We start from the raw sequence: 24800 nt of genomic DNA on the forward strand, positions 1-24800 counted from the left end.
TCATCATATTTAATGAGACTTAGAAGATTTTCTTAATCACATTACTTATTTTTTTCTTTACTACTTTAGCATAATGTTTCTGTGTAGTATCTAATTTACTATGTCCTAACAGCTCACTTACAATTTCCATAGGAACATTATTATATAATAATACCGTAGTAGCAAATGTTTTTCTTGCTATATGATGAGTTAGGTTTTTCCCTATATTAACTATTTCAGCAATTTCTTTTATGTAGGAATTAAATTTTTGATTTGATATTCTGGGCAATAAATATTACCTGCTAAGAACTTAATCATGCTGCAAATAATCTAAAGTAAATGACCTTTTCTTAAACCCTTTACTATTTTGCCATTTCTTCTTATTTAAAGAGATTTCTAATTGACTATTACTATAACCAGAAGCTCCTTTTAAATCAGGATAAATTGTAGAATGATTAATATTCATTGAGTTTAAATGCAATAAAAATATTTCTCTTACTTTTTCTGGAATATCTATCCTAAATAGGATTGGTTTTAATCCACTTAGATTAACATTCATTTTTATGTAATTTTCTATAGACAAACCATTTGGCGTAAATGTAAATTTTCCTTTTTGTGATAACAATCGTACATTCTCATCCACAGGACTATCTACCACTTTTATCTTAGATACTTTAATATTTTGTTGTTCATAAGCTTTTTGAAAACCAATTGGATTAAACACCCACAAAGTTCTTTTGTTAGAAGATGGAGGTAATGGGTGATTTAAAGCAAAGTATAATGCTATATAAGGTGACTTACTCCAATCTAACAAAGGAGTAACCAGTCCATAATGCTGACCAAGTGCCCACCATTCAAAATCATTTAATTTTCTAGTAGAGTTAATTCTTCTACCAATACTATTTACCTTAAAGTTTTCTAAATGAACTTGTAAATATTCTTCATAATCATATTCTGGTAGTAAATTTTCATCTAAGTTTTCTAATGTCAACCTATAATATCTATCAAAAGTTGATTCAAGCATCCAATCTGAATCTTGATGTCCTCTGTAAATAAATTCCTGATGATCTACGAATATATTCTCTATATTTTCTATTATTTCTAACCAATTATTTATTTGACATTCTGCATAGCAATTATTTTTATTTATAATCCACTTCATTCCTAAAAGCCTTTTGATTACCAACAAGATAGCACATAAAAACTCAAATACTCATAGAACCAATAAATAAATCTTCTTTTTCACATTATTACATTAAAACTATCAAGAAAGAGCTTAAATTGACTACCTTTATAAACATGATTTTATACATTAAACATATGGTAAGTTTAAGATGTAAATATTTCGTAATAAAAGAGTTAAAGAAACTCAATATCAATTATGTAAATATTGAACTTGGCAGTGTTAATATTATTGGAAACATCAGTGATTATCAAAAAATAAAACTGATTTCTAAACTAACCAAAGTAGGATTAATAGTCATTGACAACAAGAATGATATATTAATAAATAAAATAAAATCTTTAATTATTAACTTAATTTATCGCAAAGATGATGTCCTTAAAATAAATTATTCAGATCATATTAGTAATAAACTTGGTTTAAACTACACTTACTTATCTAATGTCTTTTCAAGATCAACTGGTCAAACTATTCAACAATTTATTATTTGTAACAAAATTGAACGAGTTAAGGAACTCATTAAGTATAATGATTTAAACTTTACTGAAATAGCGTACAAACTTCATTATAATAGCCTTGCTCATCTTTCTTATCAATTTAAAAAACACACAGGTAAAACACTTTCACTATACAAAACCAACAATAAAATAAAAACCTGTAACATATGAAACATTTATACTGAATTATGAAATAACCTTTTCATTATTAATCCCCACCTTTACCATAATACAATTAAGTATTAATTAAAAACATAGAATTATGGGAATTGATGAAGAAAAAAAACATGAAGTTTTTAAAGTTAAAGAAAATTGGTATAAACAATCTGAGGCTCTCAAGAAAACTTATCCTAAATTAACTAATTACGATGTTAAATTTGAAACTGGGAGAGAAATAGACCTAATATCTAGATTAAAAACTAAGTTAGATAAGGATAGATCTGAAATAATTCAGATACTAAATAAAAATCAAGAAGCTTGTTTGTAAATAAGATAATCCTAGAGAACAGTTGTAAAAAACTGTTCTTTTAATTAATACTACAATAAATGTATATTATTAATAACATATATAAACCTGGTGATATAGTCTGTTCTAGAAAAGACCCAAAAAAAGCTCTAGTTGTAAGACTGTATGCATACAATGTGTACTATTGTAATGTAAAAGATCACCCTGAAGAGAAAGAAAAAGTTTATTTTGAGAGAGAAATACAATTATACAAGCCCAGTTTTTAGTTTATTTATCTCATTACTAATTTTTTTCTGAACAATCTTTCCATAGTGTTTTTGTGTAACATTCATCTTGGAATGTCCTAGCAATTCAGATACAACTTCCATTGGCACACCATTATAAAGTAATACCGTTGTGGCAAAAGTCTTTCTAGCTACATGATGAGTAAGTTTCTTTTCTATTCCTACTATATTTGCTATCTCTTTTAAATAAGAATTAAACTTTTGATTGGATATTCTAGGTAATTCTAAATCATACTTGTATAAAACCCCTAATGCTATTGGTAGTAGCGGGACTGACACATAAGAATTAGTTTTCTTCCTATACATTTTCACCCACTTATTTCCGTCAAACTCATCAACTATATGGTCTTTAGACAAAGCTGTCATTTCTGCATATGCTAGTCCTGTATAACAGCAGAATACAAACATATCTTTTACTTGTTGCAATCTAACTTGAGTAAAGCTATACTCTTCAAGTTTCTTTAATTCTTTTGTATCTAGATAAACTACTTTTACCTTATACTTCTTTGGTCTGTACAGTATAAATGGGTCTTTAGTTAAATAACCTTCAGCTAACGCTAGTTTTATTATCTTCCTTACTCTTTGTATTGATTTGTTAATAGTAATCTGCTTATGATTCTTTTCAGATTTTAAATAGAAATCAAAGTCATTTAGAAACTTTAACTTCAAATTATTAAGTAAATAATCACTTTTGTTATACTGATGTCTAATAAAGTTTTTTGTGTGCTTTTTAGCCTCTACAAACTTATTATAAGTAGAATTTGTATACTCTTTACCCACTAACCTTAGCATATTATCATTATGAAGCTGAAACACCTCTAAAAGCGTTTTATTAGCTTTTACATTCTTCCCTTTGTATTGCAAGTAGATGTCATCCACATCAAACTGATTTTGGTTAACCTGCAGAAACAAAAAAGCCTGATTAATTTCTTGTTTTATCAGACTCAGTTGGGTATTAATAAAGTTATTTTCCTTATTGGGTGGTTTAGCTTTTTGCTGCTTACTAAACCATTTATTAGGTTCAATAAATTGTCCTGTAGAGAATGTTTTTCTCTTTCCTAGATAAGTTAGTCTACACTTAATTGGACACTTACCCTGTTTATTTAGTTTACTCCTATCCAATAAGAATAGAATGTTTAGTTTTCTTGGATTCATATAAAATTGGTTTTGGGGTACCCGATGAGAAAATTGGGGTACCAATTAGGAGACCTTTTAATAGTAAAAAGGAAAAACAAAGTGATTGAATGGAAAGGTTGTATTAGCTGAATTTAACGCACAAAAAAAGAGTAATCATTTCTGATTACTCTTACTTAGTAGCGGGAGCAGGACTCGAACCTGCGACCTTCGGGTTATGAGCCCGACGAGCTGCCTACTGCTCTATCCCGCGCTATTGGACTGCAAATATACAACCGATTTATAAACTCACAAGCTTTTTACACTAATTTTTTAAGAAAAATTATCTATTTCTTCCTGTACAGCTTCCCATTCTTCCATAAGTTGCTCTAAATCATCTTTTTTATGCTGATACTTATCGAAAAAATTTTCTTCGGCGATTGTAGCTTCATAATTAATTTCTAACTCTACATCTATATTTTTTATCTCTTTTTCTAAAGCATTTATCTTAGCTTCTACCTTACTCAACTTATTATTTAAACTTTTTAGTTTCTTTTGGTCTTCATAAGATTGCTTCTTTTCTGATTTATTGCTCAATTCTTCTTTTACTATAGTACGTTTCTCTACCTCTCTTAAGTTTTCAACCTTTCTAGATTCTAAATAATAATCTATATCTCCTAAATACTCCTTTATTTTATGATCTTTAAACTCGTATACTTTATTAGTTAATCCTTGTAAAAAATCTCTATCATGAGACACTAGTATTAAAGTGCCTTCAAACTTTTGTAATGCTTCTTTAAGTACATTTTTTGATTTAATATCTAAATGGTTTGTTGGCTCATCCATTACCAATACATTTAAAGGCTGCAATAGTAATTTAGCTAAAGCTAATCGATTACGCTCTCCCCCAGACAAAACCTTTACCTTTTTATCTACTTCTTCTCCTCTAAACAAAAATGCACCTAAAATATCTCTTACTTTTGTTCTATTAGATTCATTGGCTGCATCTACCATGGTATCTTCAACCGTTTTATTACCGTCTAAATATTCTGCTTGATTTTGAGCAAAATATCCTATTTGAACATTATGACCTAACTTTAGGTTACCTTCAAAAGGAATTTCATTAACAATCATCTTTGCTAAAGTTGACTTACCCTGACCATTTTGTCCTACAAAAGCTGTTTTAGAGTCTCTCTCAATTACTAAATCAACATTACTTAATACTTTCTTATTGCCATAATTTTTAGAAACACCAGATGCTTCTACAACAATTTTACCAGGAACAATAGAAATAGGAAAATTTAAGCTCATAACGCTATTATCTTCCTGATCTACCTCTATTCTATCTAACTTATCTAACTTTTTGATAAGAGATTGAGCCATAGTAGCCTTATTAGCTTTGGCTCTAAATTTTTCAATGAGTTTTTCTGTATGCTCTATATGCTTTTGTTGATTTTTTTGAGCTGCAATTTGTTGTTCTCTTATCTCTTCTCTTAAAATCAAATATTTAGAATAAGGTTTATTATAGTCGTAAATCCTACCTAAAGAAATCTCTATTGTTCTATTAGTAACATTGTCAAGAAACATTTTATCGTGAGATACAATTACCACCGCTCCTTGATAGTTTTTTAAAAAGTTTTCTAACCAAATAATAGATTCTATATCTAAATGGTTTGTAGGCTCATCTAACAGCAATATATCATTTTTCTGAAGCAATAATTTGGCTAATTCTATTCGCATTCTCCATCCACCTGAAAAAGTATCTGTAAGCTTATTAAAATCCTCTCTTTGAAAACCTAGTCCCTGAAGAATTTTTTCTGTTTCTCCTTGATAATTATATCCACCGTGGATTTCATACTGTTGTTGTAACTCTGTAGTTTTATCAATTAACGCTGCATACTCTTTACTCTCATAATCATCTCTAACGCTTAACTCGTTATTAACTTCTTCTATCTCAAATTCTAATTTTTTAATTAACTGAAACGCTTGGTAACTTTCTTCTAAAACAGTTCTTCCGGCTACGAAATCTATATCCTGTCTTAAAAATCCAATTTGAATATCTTTTTCTAATGCTAATTGACCCGTGTCATATTCTTGGTCGCCTGCTATAATTTTTAATAATGTAGATTTACCTGCACCATTTTTACCAATTAGTCCAACTCTATCTCCACCTCCTAAACGAAAAGCAATTTCTTCGAATAAAAATTCTCCTTGAAATGAAACTGATAAATTATGTATGTTTAACATTTGTGTAGCTTTAATTATTACAAAGATGCTTAAATTTGTTCTTGAATAAAAATCTAAATAAAAATGCTTGGTAAAGGCTCAAAAATTTATAGCATTATAACAGGATCATGTCCTAGATGTCACGATCAAAGCATGTATAAAGTTAAGAATCCTTTTCTTTTTTTGAGGGCATTAGACATGCATGAAAAATGCTCAAATTGTCAACTTAAATACCAAATAGAACCGTCTTTTTTTTACGGAGCTATGTATGTGAGTTATGCTGTAGGAATAGCATTTGCTGTTGCAGCATATATTATTAGTAAATATGTATTTAATGCGGATATTTTAATGTCTTTCATATCCATTACAATTACCCTTATTGTCTTTTTACCTGTAATAACTAGATTATCTAGAAACTTGTGGATAAACATGTTTATTAAGTACAATAATGACGCTAGGAACGATTCCACTTCTTAAACCTATTAATATTTATTTCTTCGTCTAATAAACTATCGTTCTCTATAAATTCATATAAGTGCTTACTCATAAGGGGTGCTACCATAACTCCTCTTGTACCCATACCATTTAAAACGTAATAATTTGAATATTTTGGATGTCTCCCCAACAAAGGTCTCCTATCACCTACAGTTGGCCTTATTCCTGCATCTTGACTAACAACTTGATAATTGCATTTAATAATTGAAGATAACTTTAATAATAGTTCTTCTTTTCCTACCTCAGTAGTTTTCCAATCTTTATCATTTCTATTATAGGTTGCTCCTACAAAATAATTATCATCACCTAATGGAATTAAAAAAACTCCTGATTTAACAATATGATTTAATTTAAGATTAGGCGAATGAATAACCAGTGTTTCTCCTTTATTACCGACTAAAGGCAACCTATTAAAATAAGGATTGTTCTTTAAGCCAAAACCTTCAGCAAAAATGATTGACTTGGCTTTTAAACTTTTATACGATATATGATCTTCAAAGTGACTTAGCTCATTAAAATTAAAATCTTCTAACAAGTACTGGTCACTACCAGTTAAATATTGCTGATAGTCTTTTAACAAATTTGCCACTAACAAGCGTCCAGCGTACAGTACTTCTCCATACTTGTGATGAGCATCTATATATTCGTTTTTATTATCTATAAAACAAGGATTCATAAATTCTGATAAGTTAGGCTTATCTGAAGCAACAATCCAATTGTTCTGATCATCAATAGAATTAAATAAACGTCTTACCGAAAATGGTTTTAAAAACCTATTACCTAATAACAATTCTACTTCTTTATAAAAAGGAATTGCATAATCTAGCTGTTCTTTAGCCTTCCAGCTTAAAGTAAATCTCTTTAAAATAACAGGGTTATACATACCACCAGCAACTATAGATGATGTTTCATAGCCTTTATCTATAATAATAAAGGATTTATTTTGTTTACGTAACTGCTCTGCAAAAGACATGCCTGCTAGTCCGAACCCTACTATAATATAATCTAACATATGGTAAAAATAAAAAACTCTCACAAAAGTGAGAGTTTTAATATTGTTATAAATTTGAGAGGCTTAGTATTGCCATTGATCTAATTCAAAATCTCTGATCTTAGTTTTGATTCTATCAGACTCTAATAATTGCATTAAAGCATCATTAGGAATGTACTCATCAATCTTTCTATCTTGATAAACGTTTTCTTCTTTATACATATAAGCTCCAAAACGTCTTGAATTCATAATATGATCGAAAGAAATAGGCATTGCTGTATTCTTGTTATTAAAAGACTTTGCTTCATTTAAAACTTCACGCACATCCGGATAGAACACCCAGAAAGCATCAATTAAATCTCCATCATCAGAATCGATAAAATAAACATCAGGAATTACCGGACATAAAGCCATTATTCTGTATTTTAACTCACCTTGACGCTTGTCAAAATACCAAAGACCTTTTATTTTATATTCTTTAACGTGATAAGAAGTGATAGCAGTAGTATCTATATATTCTGGAGATATTGGTTCACCAGCATTGAATTGCTCGTATCCTAAATCTGCTGTATCAATTTTCATCATACCCTCTGCAACTTGATCCCAAGTTTGCTTTGTAGTAAAATAAGAATCTGCATAGATATCTTTTATGTTTCCATTTTTAATGTTTTTTACTAACACATCAAATAAACTTCTTCTTTCCTTACCAATGTTCATGGTATCTACAGGGTAGTATAAAGGAAAGTTTATACGCTCATCTAATACTATTTTTTCCCAAGTCATTTTAGACCATAAAATATCCCTATCGTCTACATAACCATATTCTAAAGGAGTATTGTTATCGTATTTTTCTTGGGCTTCGGTTTTAACACCAATTTCTTCTGGTGCTTTTGCGTTTAAAATATTAAACTGTGCAAATACACCTTGTGAAGCTATAACAAATGTAGCTGTTAATAAAAAATTTCTCAAATTCATTTTCTCAAGTTTAAGGGTTTTACATCTAATATGATGTAAATAATAACAATTTAGGGTATAACATCCCTAAATTGTTATTATATAAGTATTCTAGTTTGTCAACTCAACAATACATGGAGAAGCTGGCTTAGTCTTAACTGGACTTCCAACTACTTTTGTTTTCATGTCAAATATTTGAATAGACTCACCTCTTTTAGCTCTCATTAAAGCTGATTTTGCTCTATCATTCAATCTACTACCATTACAAGTAATTGTAGCTTGTCCAGGTACTTTAAATTTAAAAGTAGTAACCTGTAATTTTAAATCGAAAGCAAATCCTTCTAATACTGCAGAAATAGATGAATTCTTTAATGAATTCTTAGATTTCTTTACAGTACCTACAGCACCTGATACAGCTGCTTGAGGACGTGGAATATCTTTAATTCTAAATTTCTTTCTATCTGAAACCTTAGATCCATCAGGTAAAGTACCAGTTACATTAATTGTAACCTCTCTACCTTTAGAAGGTGTCATTATATATCCTTTCCCAGATTTTCTTAAACCAGGTGCAGCTGCACTTACTTTATTGTCAGAAATTCCTGCAAAAGATATAGTCATTGGGTTAGGAATTCCACGATAAACTACGTTCATTTTATCTGCAGAGATTGTTGCTGAGTTAGGCTTAGGTACTACAGCATATGCACTTTCTATACCTACTTTAACTTCTTTTCCGTCTTCTAAGAAAACAAATTCTCCTTTTAACTCTCTTTCACCTACAGCACCAGCTGGAAAATCTAAAACAACTCCACCATCTTTAAAGTTCTTCTTGTCAATTTCTTGACCATTTAAAATTACTTTATTAGGCTTAGTAGAATCATCATAACGACCTAAAACAATTCTTCCTTTGAAGTTTTCTCCGTTAAAGAAAGCAGTTTTTTCTGGTATAACGAAAGCGTTATACTTATCCATAGATAACTCAGATTTTTGCTTACCAGTTAATAAAACTGATAATATATCATACTCTAAGTTTTTAACATCTGATTGGTAAGCTGATAATTTAGCTACAGAAGCAATTGCTGGAAAACCTTTGAAGTTATAATCTAACCAAGATTTAGTAGCTCCATCATTTGCTTTAACTTTATCAGTATTAAATTTAGATTCTAAAATTTTCTTAATTGAAGGATTTTTAGCTCCAACAATAGACATCATAGATTTTCTATAATCATCAAAAGCTTTAACAATTTCTTTTCCTTTTGGAGACATGTTATCACCAGCAAACCATGCTTCGTCTACTTTGTCTCCTTTATCCATACTCTGGTAAGGCAACTCTCCTGTTTTCTCATCTCTATCTGCCTCATAAGGCTTTAAGATATCAGCTTTTAAACCGTCAATAAAAGAAACTAATTTCTTAGACTCTTTTGACACATTATCTGCCAAACCTTTTAAAGGTACATATTTGTCTGGTTGCTCTCCTGCTAATCTCTTTAATTCTCCGTGAACTTCAGCATTTTTAGCATCTGAGTTTTTATTATTTTCTACGAACTTATTGTTCATAATACCGAACGCTGACAATACTTCTTTTGACATGTTCAGTGCTAACATCGCGATTAATACCAAGTACATAAGATTAATCATCTTCTGCCTTGGTGATAAATTTCCACCTGCCATATTCTAATTAGTTTTTCTTAATTAATAAAAAATTTGATTGTAAAATAGTTTTATTAAAAACTAATTATTTTCCTCCCATAGCAGATAACATTCCACCATATACTCCGTTTAACGAAGATAAGTTAGAAGTTAATGAAGCCATTTGAGCTTGTAAATTCTCAGCATTATCTGCTGCTGCTTTATTAGCTTCAGCCTGACGAGAAGCAGATTCCATTTGAACTTTATATAAAGAGTTTAAAGACTCCATTTGTCCAGCAGCTAATGATAACTGCTCAGAATATTTCTTAGTTGCAGCGATAGAATCAACAGCAGGTTGAATGTTATCTGCCGCTCCTTTAAAGTTTTGGATAGAAGTACTTAAAGAAGACATTAAGTTAGCATCTAACTTAGCTTCTTTTAACATGTTATCTAATTTCTGAGATAACATAGATTGAGCATCACCTTTAACTTCTTTCTTCTTTCCTCCTTTAGACTCTCCTCCAGCTAATTCTGGGTAAACTAAAGACCAGTCTAAATCTTCGTGAACTGGTTCAAATGCTGATAATGCGAAAATTGCTGCCTCTGCTCCTAATCCGATGATTAACATTGCGCTTGCTCCTGGCCAGTGCATTAATTTAAAAAGTGCTCCTAAAATTACAACTGCTGCTCCTAAACCGTAAGCAAGTGCCATAAACTTTTTGTATCCTTTTGATTGTGCCATAATAAATAGTTTTTTGTTAAGTTAATAAAAATTTAAAGTTGGTATATAATAAATTGTATTGCTACAATTGAATTATCAAATTATCTAGCTGAGTTTTTAGACTGAGTTACATCTGTACCCATATAATCTTGTACAGTTCTAAATCCTAAATAACTACGAGCAGAATCTGCATATTCGTAATCACGAGTACTTACTTGCAAGAAATAAGCAACATCTTTCCATGACCCACCACGAATTACTTTACGCATGTTTGATTTATCGTTCACACTTGGATTCATAGTAGACATAAACTCGTATGATTTAGCATCGTAAGATGAAGCTGTCCATTCAGATACGTTACCTGCCATGTTAAATAAATTATAATCATTTGGCTGATAAGCAGTAGCCTCTACTGTATACAAAGCTTGATCTGCTGCATAATCTCCTCTTAACGGTTTGAAATTAGCCATAAAACAACCTCTGTCATTCTTAGCATAAGGCCCTCCCCATGGATATGTAGCTCCTTGAAGACCTCCTCTTGCTGCATATTCCCATTCTGCCTCAGATGGTAATCTAAAACGGTTAACATGCGCTCTTCCTTTCTTAATGAAAGAGTTTCTAAATAAAGTTCTCCAATCACAAAATGCTTTAGCTTGCTCCCAAGATATTCCAACTACTGGATAATTACCATAAGCGTCATGCCAAAAATAATCGTTGTGCATTGGTTCGTTATAAGAGTATGAGAAATCTCTAATCCAAGCCGTTGTATCTGGATATACTTCTACAGTATCTGTACGAATAAAATCTTTTCTACGCTTCCCTTTGTTTTTTGCTTTAGCAGCCTCTTCTATATCTAACCACTTATAACGGTAAACAAACTTCTTAACATCCCAAGAACGAACTCCATTATAAGATTCTTCAATAGGTAAATACATTGTATCCATAACCTCAGCATAATACTCATCTGGATACTCGTCTGTACTCAACACTATCTCTACATCATTATTAAGCTTTCTACCTTCATAACCATCCATTAAACTATAGTAGTTATCTAACATATACTTATCATATACGCTAAGGTTAGCCGTATCAGCATCTTTAAATGCATATTTTCCAATTCCATCAGACTCAACATCTGTCTCACCTAATTCATCAGCTAAAATTGCTAATCGAGTTCTTACGATTGAATCTCGAACCCAAAAAACGAATTGTCTATACTCGCTATTAGTAATTTCTGTTTCATCCATATAGAATGAACGTACAGTAACTGTTTTGGTTGGGGCATCTTGAACTGCTGGTCTATCTTCATCAGACTTACCCATTACAAATGAACCACCTGGAACTAATGTCATTCCGAAAGGTTGTTCTGGGTGCCATTTTTGGCCTTTTGCACCAACTAGTTGTCCGTTAGACTTCTTCTTTCCACAGCTGGCAAGAAGTGCAAAAACCATTGCAATAAATACAAATTTCTTCATAGAAACAGTGTCTTATATTAATATCTTATTAATTTCAAAGGCGTAAACATATCTATATATTTTTAAAAAAACAACTTTTTATTTAAAAAATCCTTTAAACTAGAGTCAAAAAAATAGTGATTCAACTATGAAAATAGCCGTTAATCGGATTTTTCCTTAAACAATTGTTAAATTAAGCTTTTCCTGAACGCCTTATAAATTCTATCAGGGATTTGATGGTCACAAGCTACTAAATAATCTTCTTGTGTGCAAGATATTAACGTAGCTCTTTTATATTTATTGTTTTCTAGCTCATTTTCTGGTAATTGAACCCACCATCTCCTGCTAACTAAACTTTCGAAGAATACTAAGTCCATATCTGGAGAAGGAACAATATATTTTTTAAAATGACTATCTGAAGAAAACGAAGGCTCTATTATTCTACAATTAACACCTTCTATGTAATACCATAAAATTTGAGCCAATAACATTTCACCTGAATCAGATAAATTATTATTCAACTCAAACAAACCAAATGAAGTAACCTTATTACTTAAACCCGCATATCGAGCAATAGCACATGCTTCTTTACCCGAAAAACCATTAGGAGACTTATACCCTTTCCCTTGTGATAATTCTGAAGCTTGTATGGATGTTATATCAAAACTAACTATGTCTGCATCTCTAGTTAAGGGTTCTACTAAATTAATATTTGCGCAAACATCTCCTAAACGGTACGCATCAAAATACAGTTTTTTAATTAAGTCTATTTCTTCTTGGGAATTGTAATATGTTTGAAAACCTATATTTGAATAGTTTAAAAGATTGTTGGGCTCATTAACAATAATACTATTCATATAGTTATTATTCTTAATCCCATCTGAAACATCTCTCAAATCAAATTTAGCATCTACACAAACCAGATTCACCATCTGATCTAAATCATCATAAGCTCTATATAGTGCATAGGTTAAATCATTAGACCCACCTATAACCACTGGAATTGCTCCAATTTTAATAATTTCTGAAACCAACTTTTTTACTGCAAAATAAGTATCATCTACAGTAGCTCCTGGCGAAACATTACCTATATCTACAATTTTTCCTTGCCAATTACCCGGAAACAGCTCACAAAAAGCATTACGAATACCATCAAAACTCAAGCTCTCACCTAAATAATTAATATCGTTTCTATTTTCTATCACCCCAAATAAAACCAAGTTTCCTTTTTCAATAGTAGGAAAAACATCTTTCTCTTTATAAAAGGATATTTGCCTCCCTATTGATTGATCGTTCTGCAATAAAGCATGAGCAACAACTTGTTTTGATACGGGTGTTAGAAAATCAACTATCATTTTTTAGTGGTCTTTTTCTTGGTAGTTTTCTTTTTTGCAGCTTTTTTCTTTGGCATTTTCTCTTCAATTAAAGCTTGGGCTTTCTCTAATGTAATTTCTGAAACATCAACTGTTTTTGCCAGCTCAACTTTAATTTTACCTTTTATAATATTATGTCTACCCCAACGAGCTTTTTCAATTCTTATACCTTCGTCTTCCCAATTAACTACAAGTTTATCTATCTCCTTCTGCTTTTTAACCTTTATCAACTCTTCAATATCAGCTTTCGTTAAATTGTCGTAATCGTATTTCTTATTTACATTAATAAAAATACCATTCCATTTGATAAACGGTCCAAATCGACCTACACCTTTGGTTACATCATGACCCTCGTAATTATGAATTGGGGCATCTGCTTTCTTTTTTAATTCAATTAATTCTATGGCTCGATCTAAATCGACATCCATAGCATTTTCTCCTTTATCTAAAGAAATGTACTTTGCTCCAAACTTAACATATGGACCAAATCGCCCATTACTAACAACCACATCTTCTCCTTCATATACCCCTAAACTTTTAGGTAACTTAAATAAATCTAACGCCTCTTCAAAGGTTATAGAACCTAAACTCTGATCTTCTGTAAGACTTGCAAACAGTGGTTTTTCTTCTTCTTCTGCCGTACCTATCTGAACCATTGCTCCGTAACGACCCAAACGAACACTAACCTGCCTTCCAGTTTCTGGATGCACTCCTAAAATACGCTCTCCACTTTCTCTAGCCGCATTTTCTTGTACTTCTAATACATGAGGATGGAATTCCTTATAAAAGTCTTGCATCATTTTCTTCCAATCTTCTCCACCAGATGCTATTAAATCAAACGTCTCCTCTACTTTAGCTGTGAAATTATAATCTAAAATATTTTCAAAGTTATTTACTAAAAAGTCATTTACAATCATTCCAATATCTGTAGGAACCAATTTTCCTTTATCTGAACCTACTTTTTCTGTTAGTGATTTATCTGTAATATCATTCCCCACCAACATTAACTGATTGTAATTTCTTTCTACACCTTCTACCTGCCCTTTTTCTACATAATTTCTATTCTGAATCGTAGAAATAGTAGGCGCATAAGTTGACGGACGACCAATACCCAGTTCTTCTAACTTCTTAACTAAAGAAGCCTCTGTATATCGGTATGGAGGTCTTGTAAAACGTTCAGTAGCTGTAATAAACTTTTTCTGAACCAAATCACCCTGTTTCATTACAGGCAACATACCATCTTGCTCTTCTTCTTCATTATCTGTTCCTTCTAAATACACCTTTAAGAAACCATCAAACTTAATCATCTCTCCATTAGCTACAAATTGCTCCTTATGGGTATTAGCAGATATTTTAACATTGGTTTTTTCTAATTGAGCATCACTCATCTGAGACGCTAATGTTCTTTTCCAGATTAAATCATACAAACGAGATTGGTCTCTTTCTAAATCAGCCGAGTGCCTACTCATATCCGTAGGACGAATTGCTTCGTGAGCTTCTTGAGCACCTTTATTTTTAGTAGCATAATTACGTGGCTGAGAATATTCACTTCCGTAATAACTCTCTATTTCTTTTTGCGCTGCATTAACAGCTTCTCCAGATAAATTCACACTATCTGTTCTCATATAAGTTATCAAACCTTGCTCATACAAACGCTGAGCAACTTGCATTGTTCTAGAAACTGAAAAATATAATTTTCTAGAAGCCTCTTGTTGCAATGTTGATGTTGTAAACGGAGCAGCTGGAGATTTTTTAGCTGGCTTTTTAGTTAAGTCTGCTATACTAAAATCTGCTAATTTATTTTTTTCTAAAAAAGCTAAAGCCTCTTCTTTGGTTTTAAATTCTTTAGGTAATTTCGCTTTAAAGCTTTTTCCTTCTGTTGTAGCAAATTCAGCTGTAATTTTATAAGATGCCTGAGTTTTAAATTCTTGAATATCTCTTTCTCTCTCTACAATTAAACGAACCGAAACAGATTGCACTCTACCAGCAGACAAACCTCTTTTAACTTTTCTCCAAAGCACAGGAGATAACTCATACCCTACCAATCTATCTAATACTCTTCTCGCCTGCTGAGCATTAACTAAATTATAATCTATATCTCTTGGGTTTTCTATAGCTTTAGTAATAGCGTTTTTGGTAATTGAATTAAAAACGATACGTTTGGTTTTGCTTTTATCTAGCTTTAATGTTTCTGCTAAATGCCATGCTATTGCCTCTCCCTCTCGATCTTCATCGGAAGCTAACCATATAGTCTCCGCTTTTTTAGCTAAATCTTTTAATTTTTTAACAACAGCTTTTTTATCTGATGACACGACATATTTAGGATCAAAACTACCTTCAACATCTACCCCCAACTCTTTTGCAGGCAAGTCTGCAATATGCCCATAACTAGATTCTACTTTAAAATCTTTTCCTAGAAATTTTTCAATAGTTTTTGCCTTAGCAGGTGACTCTACTATAACTAAATTTTTCGCCATCAATTACACTTTTTATATTTTGCAAAAGTATATCAAAAAAACAAATAATTAAAAAAAGCCTGTTTCTCAACTAAAAATAGTCAAAAAAACAGGCCTCAAAAAAAGCTAATTTTTCTACTATTCTCTCCCTATTTCATCTATCGAGTTTTCATCAGAAAAACCTATCGCTTCTTTGTACATTATATATAATGGTATGTATATAAAACTCATTGTTACATAAATACCTATTCCACAAGCTAAAAGCCCCACAAACATAGCTAAGAAATAAGCAACTATTGAAATACCCATAGTTAACCACCAATATTTCATTCCAATTTTAAAAGACATTTTAAGCAAATCTCTTGCACTAAGCTCTTGATTAAAAGAAAAAACCACTGGTAAATACATTAAAGGCACAGCCAAAATAATTGCTGGTATAATAAACAGAAAGAGACCTACTACTATAATTAACATTGTATAAAGACCTAGCACAAATAGCTTTTTAAAGTTTTTCTTCTTTAAAAAAAAGAAATAATCGTCCGATTCACTACTATTAGTAAAATCTTTGGTTTTGCAAATTCTATAAAAAGCTGCTCTAAATGAAAATTGAACTCCCAACATAACTCCCATCATGCAAATCATGAAAACAAACATCAATACACTCAGTACTATTGCAACACCAATTGAAGTTTCTTCCGAAAACTGACCACTTTCTGCCACTAAACCCAAAGGAACCATTATCACAATCATAGGGATATACATCAAAAAAACAATAGGCATCATTACCAAACCTCCTATTAAAGCACTTAACAAACCCTGGAGCCATACTTTTTTAAAAAGCTCTATACTTTCTTCTAAAACACCACCAAATGTTTTATTAAATGGTTTATTCAATTTCCTTTCTAATTCTATCTCATTCATAGTTATTGCTGTTAGTTTAAGCATCAAATATACAATTAGACAACAATTATTTAAACTGTCATATTGACAGTTTTCTAATTTAGCACTATCTTTGCAAACTGAAAAAGACAGATTATTACAGAATGGAGAAGATTATAGACGAAAATAAGCAAGGCCAAAAACTAGCCACAACTTACAAAGAAGGAAATACCCGTAAAGTATTTATTGAGAGTTATGGATGTCAAATGAATTTTTCTGACAGTGAAATTGTAGCTTCTATACTCGAAAAAGAAGGCTTTAATAGCACTCAAAACCTAGAAGATGCCGATTTGGTTTTGGTAAACACTTGTTCTATTCGTGATAAAGCCGAACAAACCGTAAGAGCTCGTTTGCAAAAATATAACAAAGTAAAACGAAAGTTGAACCCTAAAATGAAAGTTGGAGTTTTAGGTTGTATGGCTGAGCGTTTAAAAGAAAAATTCTTAGAAGAAGAAAAAATTGTCGACTTAGTTGTTGGACCCGATGCCTATAAAGATCTTCCTAATCTAATAAACGAAGTTGACGAAGGCAGAGATGCCATAAATGTAATTCTCTCTAAAGAAGAAACTTATGGAGATATTTCTCCTGTTCGTTTGAACTCTGATGGAATATCTGCTTTTGTATCTATAACTCGTGGGTGCGACAACATGTGCACATTCTGTGTAGTTCCTTTTACCAGAGGAAGAGAACGTAGTAGAGACCCACAATCTATATTATCTGAGATTAACGATTTAGTAGAAAAAGGGTTTAAAGAAGTTACTCTTTTAGGTCAGAATGTAGATAGCTATTTATGGTACGGTGGCGGACTAAAAAAAGATTTTAGTAAAGCTTCTGAAATACAAAAAGCTACAGCTGTAGATTTTGCTAAGTTGTTAGATATGACAGCAACCAAATTCCCTAAACTACGTATTCGTTTCTCTACATCTAACCCTCAAGACATGAGTTTAGATGTAATACACACTATGGCCAAACATAGAAACATCTGTAAATATATTCACTTACCTGTTCAGAGTGGTAGTAATAGAATTTTAAAGAAAATGAACCGTCAACATACTCGTGAAGAATACATGGAGTTAGTTGATAATATTTATAAAATCATTCCTGAAGTTTCTTTATCGCAAGACATGATTACCGGCTTCCCTACTGAAACTGAAGAAGACCATCAATATACTTTAGACTTGATTAGATATGTTAAATATGATTATGGCTTTATGTTTGCATACTCTGAAAGACCAGGAACCTTAGCTGCTAGGAAGTTTGAAGATGATGTACCCTTAGATGTAAAAAAACGTAGACTTCAAGAAGTTATTGATCTTCAGCGAGAAGTTGGTTACGAACGCTTAAAAATGCACGTAGGTAAAACACAAGAGGTTTTAATTGAAAAAACTTCTAAGAAGTCTGACAAACATTGGGCTGGAAGAAACACACAAAACAACATGGTTGTTTTTCCTAAAACCGAAAATTACAAACCTGGCGATTTTGTAAATGTAAAAATACTAGACTGCACAACAGCTACATTTATAGGTGAAGCAGTTGACTATTCAGACAATAATTAGAAAATGGAATCAGTTCAAGCAATAAAACAACGTTTTGGAATTATAGGTAACGACCCTAAACTTAATCGTTCTCTAGAAAAAGCTATTCAAGTTGCTCCTACAGATATTTCTGTTTTGGTTACTGGAGAAAGCGGTGTTGGGAAGGAAAGTGTGCCAAAAATTATTCATTCTTTATCACACAGAAAACACGGTAAATATATTGCTGTTAACTGCGGTGCTATACCAGAAGGAACCATAGACAGTGAATTGTTTGGACATGAGAAAGGTGCCTTTACAGGTGCAACACAAACCCGTAATGGTTATTTTGAAGTTGCCGATGGTGGAACTATTTTTTTAGATGAAGTAGGAGAATTACCCCTAACAACTCAAGTACGTTTATTGCGTGTTTTAGAAAATGGAGAATTTATAAAAGTTGGTTCATCTAAAGTACAGAAAACCAACGTTCGCATTGTTGCTGCTACAAACGTAAATATGTTTGAAGCTATCAAAAAAGGTAAATTTAGAGAAGACTTATATTACCGATTGAGTACTGTAGAAATTTTATTACCTGCTTTACGAGACCGCAAAGACGATATACACTTACTATTTAGAAAATTTGCATCAGATTTTGCTCTCAAATACAAAATGCCTACCATTAGACTTGACGAATCTGCCATACAAGTATTATTAAAATACCGTTGGAATGGTAACATTCGCCAGTTAAGAAATATTGCTGAACAAATTTCTGTACTAGAACAAAACAGAAACATCTCTGCTAGTACATTACAAAGCTACCTACCTAATGTTGGTAATAATTTACCTTCGGTTATCAATGAAAATAAATCTGAATCTGATTTTAGTAACGAACGAGAAATTTTATACAAAGTCTTGTTTGATATGAAAGCAGATTTAAACGACTTAAAAAAGCTTACAATGGAATTAATGCGTAACGGAAATACGCAACAAGTTCAAAACGAGAATCAAGAATTAATTCAGAAAATATACAAGCCCGACGAGGACACCCTCCCTAAACAAACTGATGAAACTGTAGAAGTATTACAAATACCACAAGAAGCAACTACTTCATACCACACAGAAAAAGAACCTGTAGAATACAACAATTATATTGAAGATATAACAGAAGAAGAAACTTTATCCTTACACGAAAAAGAACTTGAGTTAATTAAAAAAGCTTTAGAACGCAATCAAGGAAAAAGAAAACTTGCCGCCAAAGAATTAGGTATTTCAGAACGCACATTATACAGAAAAATCAAACAATTTGACCTATGATTTTTCCTGTCAGCTAAATTATTTACTTCTAAACGAATAAATAGTATTAGTTAATGTATTTTATAATACCTTTCATTCATTAAATGAATCGTAAATGAAACGCATAATACTAATTTTTTCTTTAAATATCCTTTTATTTTCTGTATTCTCATGCTCTGATGATGATTGCCCTGGAGACAGCCAAACTATTAACCCAACAACCATCAAAGAATACCATACCATAAACTATGACGGTGCTATCAACCAAAAATACAGATTCAACAACAAAGGTTTATTAAGTCAATATCATTCAACTTATACCGACTACACTTTTAACTATGAATATGATGCATCTGATAGGGTTATTACTATCTCTAAAAACGATTTAAACGATAACGAAATCGAAAGTGTAGACATACTTTACGATAATGAAAACAGAATATCTAAAATTGGTCAATTAGAATATACTTATTTACAAAATGAAAATTATTACCACTCTGGAGAAGGATACTTTACTCCAGAAGTAGAATCTTTCACAGATCAAAACGGAGATCAAATTGAAACATCTATGAGGATATATAGCACTTACCAAGATGATAATTTGGATGGTATTTTCAATCGTTGCGATTATTACGATACAGAATTAAACAATTTAACTACTGGACAATATTTAGGAAATGATTTAGAAGAATATTGTGAATACAGCCAATTTAGCTCTTATAGACATGATGGCAACAACCTTATTTCTTCGAATGAATACGATAAAAGAACATACGATACCAACAACAATCCTTTATACTCTGAAACATCTAACATTAAATACGTTATAGGATTTCTCAACTCATCTTTCAACAACGGACATCCCTACCCAGTTATTATCTCTAAAAACAATACAACACATATTAGATGGGATGTAGATGGACCAGAAGAAACCGCTTACGAATTTGAATTCAACAATTACAACTTACCAAAAAACAGATATTCTCAAGGTTACTATACAGGCATTCCAGAAGGGGAACAATATATTAGTGCAAAATACTACTACCAAGGAGATACAATTCCAGAATAAAGCTTTAAATCATAAATATTTACAAAAGATTGCTACTTACTCGGCAATCTTTTTACTTTTGTAATTATGAGAAAACTTATTCTTATTTTACTTGTTACAATAATTACTCAGGGTTGTGGAATCTATTCTTTTACAGGAATTGGCGATATCAATGCCAACTCCTTTCAGGTAAATTTTTTCCAAAACAATGCTCCAATTATAGAACCTGGCATAGACAGACGTTTTACTTTAGCGTTGCAAGATTTAATTCAAAACCAAACTAATTTAGAACTTACCAACACCAATGGTGATTTAGTTTATGAAGGGGAGATCAGTAATTATACTATTGCTCCTATGACCGCAACTGCTCAGCAAACGGCCGCACAAAACAGGCTGACCATTACTATAAATGTTCGTTTTTTTAATAAAAATAAAGAAGAGGACGATTTTGAAAAATCTTTTTCTTTCTATCATGACTACGGAGCCACTCAACAACTTACAGGTAGTGTTTTAGAAACCGCCCTAGATGATATATTTGAACGTATTACTCAAGATATTTTTAACGAATCACTAGCTAAATGGTAAAATGAATATTCAAGATTTTACTAACATATTGCAACAACCGCAAGGCATCAATGAAGCTCAAACTATTCAGCTAAAAGAAATACTAAATCAATATCCTTACTTTCAAGCGGCAAGGGCAATACATTTAGGAGGACTAAAAAACCAAGATAGTTACTTTTACAATCAAGAATTAAAAAAAACAGCAGCATATACAACAGATAGGAGTATTTTATTTGATTACATCACCTCAGAAAACTTCAATCAAAATAATATTTCTAAATCTCTACAAGAACAACAGGAATCTATAAAAAATATTGAAGTGGTGAATCCTGTTGAAATAAGCAGCTTTGAATCTGCTACTGCACCTTATGACAAAGCAGTTACAGAACCTGATTTATTTGAAGAAAAAATCGAAGAAAATAAAATAGCTGTTGCTTCAGAAAAACTAGGAATTGGCAAGCCTTTAGAATTTAACCCTAGCGAAACACATTCTTTTCAAGAATGGTTACAGTTAGCTCAAGTAAAACCCATAGAACGAAAAGAAGTTAAAAGCGAGGTTAACGCAGATGTTTCGGACAAAAAAGAAGCTTCTAAATTTGATTTAATAGATAAATTTATAGCCACAAACCCTAAAATTTCTCCTGTTAAAAAAACGGTCTCATTAACTAATTTAGCTAAAGAAAACAACTTTAATTCAGACGAATTAATGACCGAAACATTAGCTAAAGTATATTTAGAACAAAAAAACTATAAAAAAGCCAAGCAAGCTTATCGTATTTTAAGTTTGAAATATCCAGAAAAAAGTAGTTTCTTTGCAGACCGAATTAGGGAAATTAAAAAATTAGAAAATCAATAACACAAAATACAATCAGTTATGTTTAATATATTTTTAGCACTTATAGTAATTGTTGCCTTTTTATTAATGGTAGTTATTATGGTACAAAACCCAAAAGGTGGTGGTTTATCTTCTTCTTTTGGAGGAGGCGGCTCACAACAAATGGGAGGCGTACAGCAAACAACTGATTTCTTAGACAAATCTACTTGGTGGTTAGCTATTTTATTAATTGTTTTAATATTATTATCTAACGTAACTGTTTTTGGAAGCGGTAATGCTGGGTCTAAAGCACTAGAAGGAGCTAACGACCAGCAAATAGAAGCACCAGTATCTACCACAAATGATGATGCAACTCCAGTTTCAACAACACCAACAACGACTGACGAGAAAAAAGATGGAGATAATTAATTTCTCCTTATAAATAACATTAAAATGCCAACTCTACAGTTGGCATTTTTAGTTTCTGAAAGTTTGTCAGTCTTAATGCATTGGTACAATTTCTGACTGATATATAAACGTAATTATAAAAATAAAAAATCAACATACAATGGGATTAAACATTAAACCATTAGCAGATAGAGTTCTAGTAGAACCTGCTGCAGCTGAAACAACTACCGCTTCTGGTATTATTATTCCAGATACCGCTAAAGAAAAACCTCAAAAAGGAACTGTTGTAGCTATAGGCACAGGTAAAAAAGATGAGCCTTTAACCGTTCAAGTTGGAGACACAGTTCTTTACGGGAAATATTCAGGTTCTGAATTAAAGTTAGAAGGAAACGATTACTTAATAATGCGCGAAAGTGACATTTTAGCAATTATCTAAAAAAAACAAAATAACATGGCAAAAGATATAAAATTTGATATAGAAGCACGTGACGGATTAAAACGTGGTGTAGATGCATTAGCTAATGCAGTAAAAGTAACCTTAGGTCCTAAAGGAAGAAATGTTACTATTTCTAAATCGTTTGGTGGCCCAACAGTAACCAAAGATGGTGTTTCTGTGGCTAAAGAAATTGAATTAGCAGATGAGCTAGAAAACATGGGAGCTCAAATGGTAAAAGAAGTAGCTTCTAAGACTAACGATTTAGCTGGAGATGGTACAACTACCGCAACTGTTTTAGCTCAAGCAATTGTTAAAGAGGGATTAAAAAATGTTGCAGCTGGAGCCAATCCAATGGATTTAAAAAGAGGAATTGACAAAGCTGTTGAAGCAATTGTAACAGATTTAACTAAACAATCAAAAGAAGTAGGGTCTTCTTCAGATAAAATAAAACAAGTAGCCTCTATTTCTGCTAATAACGACGAAACTATTGGTGAATTAATTGCTCAAGCTTTCGGAAAAGTTGGTAAAGAAGGTGTTATAACTGTAGAAGAAGCTAAAGGTACAGATACTTATGTAGATGTAGTAGAAGGAATGCAGTTTGACAGAGGATATTTATCTCCTTATTTTGTTACCGATGCAGATAAGATGATTGCCGATTTAGACAATCCTTACATCTTATTATTCGACAAAAAAATATCTAACCTACAAGAAATTCTTCCAATTTTAGAGCCCGTAGCTCAGTCTGGAAGACCATTGTTAATTATTGCTGAAGATGTAGACGGTCAAGCATTGGCTACTTTAGTCGTTAATAAATTAAGAGGTGGATTAAAAATTGCTGCTGTTAAGGCTCCTGGGTTTGGAGACAGAAGAAAAGCTATGTTAGAGGACATCGCTATTTTAACGAACGGTACTGTTATTTCTGAAGAAAGAGGTTTCTCTTTAGAAAATGCAGATTTATCGATGTTAGGAACTGCTGAAACCGTAACTATAGACAAAGACAATACTACTATTGTTAATGGCTCTGGAGATGAAGATAACATCAAGGCGAGAGTAAACCAAATTAAAGCACAGATTGAAACTACTACATCAGATTATGATAAAGAAAAGCTACAAGAGCGTTTAGCAAAATTAGCTGGTGGGGTTGCTGTATTATATGTTGGAGCTGCTTCTGAAGTTGAGATGAAAGAGAAGAAAGATCGAGTTGATGATGCACTTCACGCTACTCGTGCAGCTGTAGAAGAAGGTATTGTTGCAGGTGGTGGAGTTGCTTTAGTGAGAGCTCAGAAAGTTCTTGACAAAGTAAAAGCCGAAAACGCTGACGAAGAAACTGGTATTAATATTATTTCACGAGCTATAGAAGCTCCATTACGTACTATTGCCGAAAATGCTGGAAAAGAAGGATCTGTTATTTGTGCAAAAGTAATTGAAGGTAAAAAAGACTTTGGTTATAATGCTAAAACAGATGAGTATGTAGATATGCTAAAGGCTGGTATTATAGATCCTAAAAAAGTAACTAGAGTGGCTTTAGAAAATGCTGCTTCTGTCTCTGGTATGATCTTAACTACTGAATGTGCTTTAGTGGAGATTAAAGAAGATACTCCTGCTGCTGGTATGCCTCCTATGGGTGGTGGAATGCCAGGCATGATGTAATTAACTCGTATTTAATCAAACAAAAAGCCATTAGTTTTTAAGCTAATGGCTTTTTATTTGCTTTTAATGCACAAAAAAGGGAGTGCATTGCACTCCCAAACCCAATATTAAAAATCACTACACGTTTAAAACGTTTCTTAATTTTAAAACAAATATAAAGGCACTTCGCTCTCCATACAGACGTAATTATACCAACTTATAAAATGCGAATACAAAACATACAGATAAATGTGTTTTTACCTATTTTTAACCACTTTTACCACCAATAAATCGGATTTGTTTAATTTCCAAATCATTATATTTGGTTGACAGCAAGAAA

Annotated in this window: 22 protein-coding genes, 1 tRNA gene and 1 pseudogene; 11 read left to right on the forward strand and 13 right to left on the reverse strand. The window is 31.8% G+C overall.

The window, feature by feature from the left end; all coding sequences use genetic code 11:
• Positions 1-19 precede the first annotated feature (19 nt).
• Positions 20-271 (reverse strand): annotated as a pseudogene (locus ACFQ1O_RS09765) (tyrosine-type recombinase/integrase); the annotation flags it as partial.
• Positions 272-289: 18 nt separating this feature from the next.
• Positions 290-1141: an FRG domain-containing protein gene (locus ACFQ1O_RS09770; protein ID WP_377715837.1), complete on the reverse strand. Its 852-nt coding sequence runs from the start codon at positions 1139-1141 to the stop codon at positions 290-292.
• A gap of 137 nt (positions 1142-1278) precedes the next feature.
• Here ACFQ1O_RS09770 and ACFQ1O_RS09775 point away from each other — a divergent pair, with 137 nt between their 5' ends.
• Positions 1279-1830, forward strand: a complete 552-nt coding sequence (locus tag ACFQ1O_RS09775) for a helix-turn-helix domain-containing protein (protein ID WP_377715838.1) — start codon at positions 1279-1281, stop codon at positions 1828-1830.
• 91 nt (positions 1831-1921) lie between these two features.
• Positions 1922-2146, forward strand: coding sequence for a hypothetical protein (locus tag ACFQ1O_RS09780; protein ID WP_377715839.1), 225 nt, complete (start codon positions 1922-1924; stop codon positions 2144-2146).
• Positions 2147-2370: 224 nt separating this feature from the next.
• Here ACFQ1O_RS09780 and ACFQ1O_RS09785 read toward each other — a convergent pair whose 3' ends face one another.
• From ACFQ1O_RS09785 to ACFQ1O_RS09795, 3 genes are all read right to left on the reverse strand, one after another.
• The gene (locus ACFQ1O_RS09785) at positions 2371-3564 is read right to left on the reverse strand and encodes a site-specific integrase (protein WP_377715840.1); all 1194 of its coding nucleotides are present in this window, start codon (positions 3562-3564) and stop codon (positions 2371-2373) included.
• Between the two features lie 159 nt (positions 3565-3723).
• A tRNA-Met gene (locus ACFQ1O_RS09790) sits at positions 3724-3796 on the reverse strand.
• 59 nt (positions 3797-3855) lie between these two features.
• Positions 3856-5769: an ABC-F family ATP-binding cassette domain-containing protein gene (locus ACFQ1O_RS09795; protein ID WP_377715841.1), complete on the reverse strand. Its 1914-nt coding sequence runs from the start codon at positions 5767-5769 to the stop codon at positions 3856-3858.
• Between the two features lie 63 nt (positions 5770-5832).
• On the opposite strand from ACFQ1O_RS09795, the gene ACFQ1O_RS09800 reads away from it, so the two are divergent.
• Positions 5833-6225, forward strand: coding sequence for a DUF983 domain-containing protein (locus ACFQ1O_RS09800; protein ID WP_377715842.1), 393 nt, complete (start codon positions 5833-5835; stop codon positions 6223-6225).
• Here the strand turns inward: ACFQ1O_RS09800 and ACFQ1O_RS09805 are convergent.
• The 8 genes from ACFQ1O_RS09805 to ACFQ1O_RS09840 form a co-directional block, all read right to left on the reverse strand.
• Positions 6203-7255 carry an NAD(P)/FAD-dependent oxidoreductase gene (locus tag ACFQ1O_RS09805; protein ID WP_377715843.1) on the reverse strand — a complete coding sequence of 351 codons (1053 nt, stop codon included), beginning with the start codon at positions 7253-7255 and terminating at the stop codon, positions 6203-6205. The two genes, ACFQ1O_RS09800 and ACFQ1O_RS09805, sit on opposite strands and share 23 nt — an antisense overlap.
• A gap of 63 nt (positions 7256-7318) precedes the next feature.
• The gene (gene porN, locus ACFQ1O_RS09810; protein WP_377715844.1) at positions 7319-8209 is read right to left on the reverse strand and encodes a type IX secretion system ring subunit PorN/GldN; all 891 of its coding nucleotides are present in this window, start codon (positions 8207-8209) and stop codon (positions 7319-7321) included.
• A 90-nt stretch (positions 8210-8299) separates the two neighbouring features.
• Positions 8300-9856, reverse strand: a complete 1557-nt coding sequence (gene porM / locus ACFQ1O_RS09815; protein ID WP_377715845.1) for a type IX secretion system motor protein PorM/GldM — start codon at positions 9854-9856, stop codon at positions 8300-8302.
• A gap of 64 nt (positions 9857-9920) precedes the next feature.
• Complete coding sequence (gene porL, locus ACFQ1O_RS09820) at positions 9921-10556, reverse strand: type IX secretion system motor protein PorL/GldL (protein WP_377715846.1); 636 nt, start codon at positions 10554-10556, stop codon at positions 9921-9923.
• A gap of 80 nt (positions 10557-10636) precedes the next feature.
• Positions 10637-12010 carry a T9SS ring complex lipoprotein PorK/GldK gene (gene porK, locus ACFQ1O_RS09825; protein WP_377715847.1) on the reverse strand — a complete coding sequence of 458 codons (1374 nt, stop codon included), beginning with the start codon at positions 12008-12010 and terminating at the stop codon, positions 10637-10639.
• 167 nt (positions 12011-12177) lie between these two features.
• Positions 12178-13344, reverse strand: coding sequence for a formimidoylglutamase (locus ACFQ1O_RS09830; RefSeq protein WP_377715848.1), 1167 nt, complete (start codon positions 13342-13344; stop codon positions 12178-12180).
• The gene (gene topA / locus ACFQ1O_RS09835; RefSeq protein WP_377715849.1) at positions 13341-15839 is read right to left on the reverse strand and encodes a type I DNA topoisomerase; all 2499 of its coding nucleotides are present in this window, start codon (positions 15837-15839) and stop codon (positions 13341-13343) included. Before topA ends, ACFQ1O_RS09830 begins: the two co-directional genes overlap by 4 nt.
• A gap of 117 nt (positions 15840-15956) precedes the next feature.
• Positions 15957-16739 (reverse strand): hypothetical protein, encoded by a 783-nt coding sequence (locus ACFQ1O_RS09840; protein WP_377715850.1) that lies wholly within the window; start codon positions 16737-16739, stop codon positions 15957-15959.
• 122 nt (positions 16740-16861) lie between these two features.
• Between ACFQ1O_RS09840 and miaB the strand changes: the two genes are divergently transcribed.
• The 8 genes from miaB (at position 16862) to groL (ending at position 24481) form a co-directional block, all read left to right on the forward strand.
• Entirely contained in the window at positions 16862-18313 is a 1452-nt protein-coding gene (gene miaB, locus ACFQ1O_RS09845; RefSeq protein ID WP_377715851.1) for a tRNA (N6-isopentenyl adenosine(37)-C2)-methylthiotransferase MiaB, read from the forward strand.
• A 3-nt stretch (positions 18314-18316) separates the two neighbouring features.
• On the forward strand, positions 18317-19582 hold the full coding sequence (locus ACFQ1O_RS09850) for a sigma-54 interaction domain-containing protein (protein WP_377715852.1): 1266 nt from the start codon (positions 18317-18319) through the stop codon (positions 19580-19582).
• Positions 19583-19676: 94 nt separating this feature from the next.
• On the forward strand, positions 19677-20630 hold the full coding sequence (locus ACFQ1O_RS09855; protein WP_377715853.1) for a hypothetical protein: 954 nt from the start codon (positions 19677-19679) through the stop codon (positions 20628-20630).
• A 66-nt stretch (positions 20631-20696) separates the two neighbouring features.
• On the forward strand, positions 20697-21194 hold the full coding sequence (lptE, locus tag ACFQ1O_RS09860) for an LPS assembly lipoprotein LptE (RefSeq protein WP_377715854.1): 498 nt from the start codon (positions 20697-20699) through the stop codon (positions 21192-21194).
• A gap of 1 nt (position 21195) precedes the next feature.
• Complete coding sequence (locus ACFQ1O_RS09865; RefSeq protein ID WP_377715855.1) at positions 21196-22029, forward strand: hypothetical protein; 834 nt, start codon at positions 21196-21198, stop codon at positions 22027-22029.
• 18 nt (positions 22030-22047) lie between these two features.
• Positions 22048-22416, forward strand: a complete 369-nt coding sequence (gene secG, locus ACFQ1O_RS09870) for a preprotein translocase subunit SecG (RefSeq protein ID WP_377715856.1) — start codon at positions 22048-22050, stop codon at positions 22414-22416.
• A 139-nt stretch (positions 22417-22555) separates the two neighbouring features.
• A complete protein-coding gene (locus tag ACFQ1O_RS09875) occupies positions 22556-22831 on the forward strand; it encodes a co-chaperone GroES (RefSeq protein WP_377715857.1) in 276 nt (91 codons plus the stop codon).
• Positions 22832-22846: 15 nt separating this feature from the next.
• Complete coding sequence (groL, locus tag ACFQ1O_RS09880; RefSeq protein ID WP_377715858.1) at positions 22847-24481, forward strand: chaperonin GroEL; 1635 nt, start codon at positions 22847-22849, stop codon at positions 24479-24481.
• Positions 24482-24800 lie beyond the last annotated feature (319 nt).

The sequence above is a fragment of the Pseudofulvibacter geojedonensis genome (assembly GCF_042675745.1).
Lineage (GTDB): Bacteria > Bacteroidota > Bacteroidia > Flavobacteriales > Flavobacteriaceae > Pseudofulvibacter > Pseudofulvibacter geojedonensis.

Excerpts from the sequence above, each read along its gene's own strand:
- ACFQ1O_RS09770 (WP_377715837.1), bottom strand. The coding sequence starts at position 1,141 with ATGAAGTGGATTATAAATAAAAATAATTGCTATGCAGAATGTCAAATA.
- ACFQ1O_RS09775 (WP_377715838.1), top strand. The coding sequence starts at position 1,279 with ATGATTTTATACATTAAACATATGGTAAGTTTAAGATGTAAATATTTC.
- ACFQ1O_RS09780 (WP_377715839.1), top strand. The coding sequence starts at position 1,922 with ATGGGAATTGATGAAGAAAAAAAACATGAAGTTTTTAAAGTTAAAGAA.
- ACFQ1O_RS09785 (WP_377715840.1), bottom strand. The coding sequence starts at position 3,564 with ATGAATCCAAGAAAACTAAACATTCTATTCTTATTGGATAGGAGTAAA.
- ACFQ1O_RS09795 (WP_377715841.1), bottom strand. The coding sequence starts at position 5,769 with ATGTTAAACATACATAATTTATCAGTTTCATTTCAAGGAGAATTTTTA.
- ACFQ1O_RS09800 (WP_377715842.1), top strand. The coding sequence starts at position 5,833 with ATGCTTGGTAAAGGCTCAAAAATTTATAGCATTATAACAGGATCATGT.
- ACFQ1O_RS09805 (WP_377715843.1), bottom strand. The coding sequence starts at position 7,255 with ATGTTAGATTATATTATAGTAGGGTTCGGACTAGCAGGCATGTCTTTT.
- porN (WP_377715844.1), bottom strand. The coding sequence starts at position 8,209 with ATGAATTTGAGAAATTTTTTATTAACAGCTACATTTGTTATAGCTTCA.
- porM (WP_377715845.1), bottom strand. The coding sequence starts at position 9,856 with ATGGCAGGTGGAAATTTATCACCAAGGCAGAAGATGATTAATCTTATG.
- porL (WP_377715846.1), bottom strand. The coding sequence starts at position 10,556 with ATGGCACAATCAAAAGGATACAAAAAGTTTATGGCACTTGCTTACGGT.
- porK (WP_377715847.1), bottom strand. The coding sequence starts at position 12,010 with ATGAAGAAATTTGTATTTATTGCAATGGTTTTTGCACTTCTTGCCAGC.
- ACFQ1O_RS09830 (WP_377715848.1), bottom strand. The coding sequence starts at position 13,344 with ATGATAGTTGATTTTCTAACACCCGTATCAAAACAAGTTGTTGCTCAT.
- topA (WP_377715849.1), bottom strand. The coding sequence starts at position 15,839 with ATGGCGAAAAATTTAGTTATAGTAGAGTCACCTGCTAAGGCAAAAACT.
- ACFQ1O_RS09840 (WP_377715850.1), bottom strand. The coding sequence starts at position 16,739 with ATGAATGAGATAGAATTAGAAAGGAAATTGAATAAACCATTTAATAAA.
- miaB (WP_377715851.1), top strand. The coding sequence starts at position 16,862 with ATGGAGAAGATTATAGACGAAAATAAGCAAGGCCAAAAACTAGCCACA.
- ACFQ1O_RS09850 (WP_377715852.1), top strand. The coding sequence starts at position 18,317 with ATGGAATCAGTTCAAGCAATAAAACAACGTTTTGGAATTATAGGTAAC.
- ACFQ1O_RS09855 (WP_377715853.1), top strand. The coding sequence starts at position 19,677 with ATGAAACGCATAATACTAATTTTTTCTTTAAATATCCTTTTATTTTCT.
- lptE (WP_377715854.1), top strand. The coding sequence starts at position 20,697 with ATGAGAAAACTTATTCTTATTTTACTTGTTACAATAATTACTCAGGGT.
- ACFQ1O_RS09865 (WP_377715855.1), top strand. The coding sequence starts at position 21,196 with ATGAATATTCAAGATTTTACTAACATATTGCAACAACCGCAAGGCATC.
- secG (WP_377715856.1), top strand. The coding sequence starts at position 22,048 with ATGTTTAATATATTTTTAGCACTTATAGTAATTGTTGCCTTTTTATTA.
- ACFQ1O_RS09875 (WP_377715857.1), top strand. The coding sequence starts at position 22,556 with ATGGGATTAAACATTAAACCATTAGCAGATAGAGTTCTAGTAGAACCT.
- groL (WP_377715858.1), top strand. The coding sequence starts at position 22,847 with ATGGCAAAAGATATAAAATTTGATATAGAAGCACGTGACGGATTAAAA.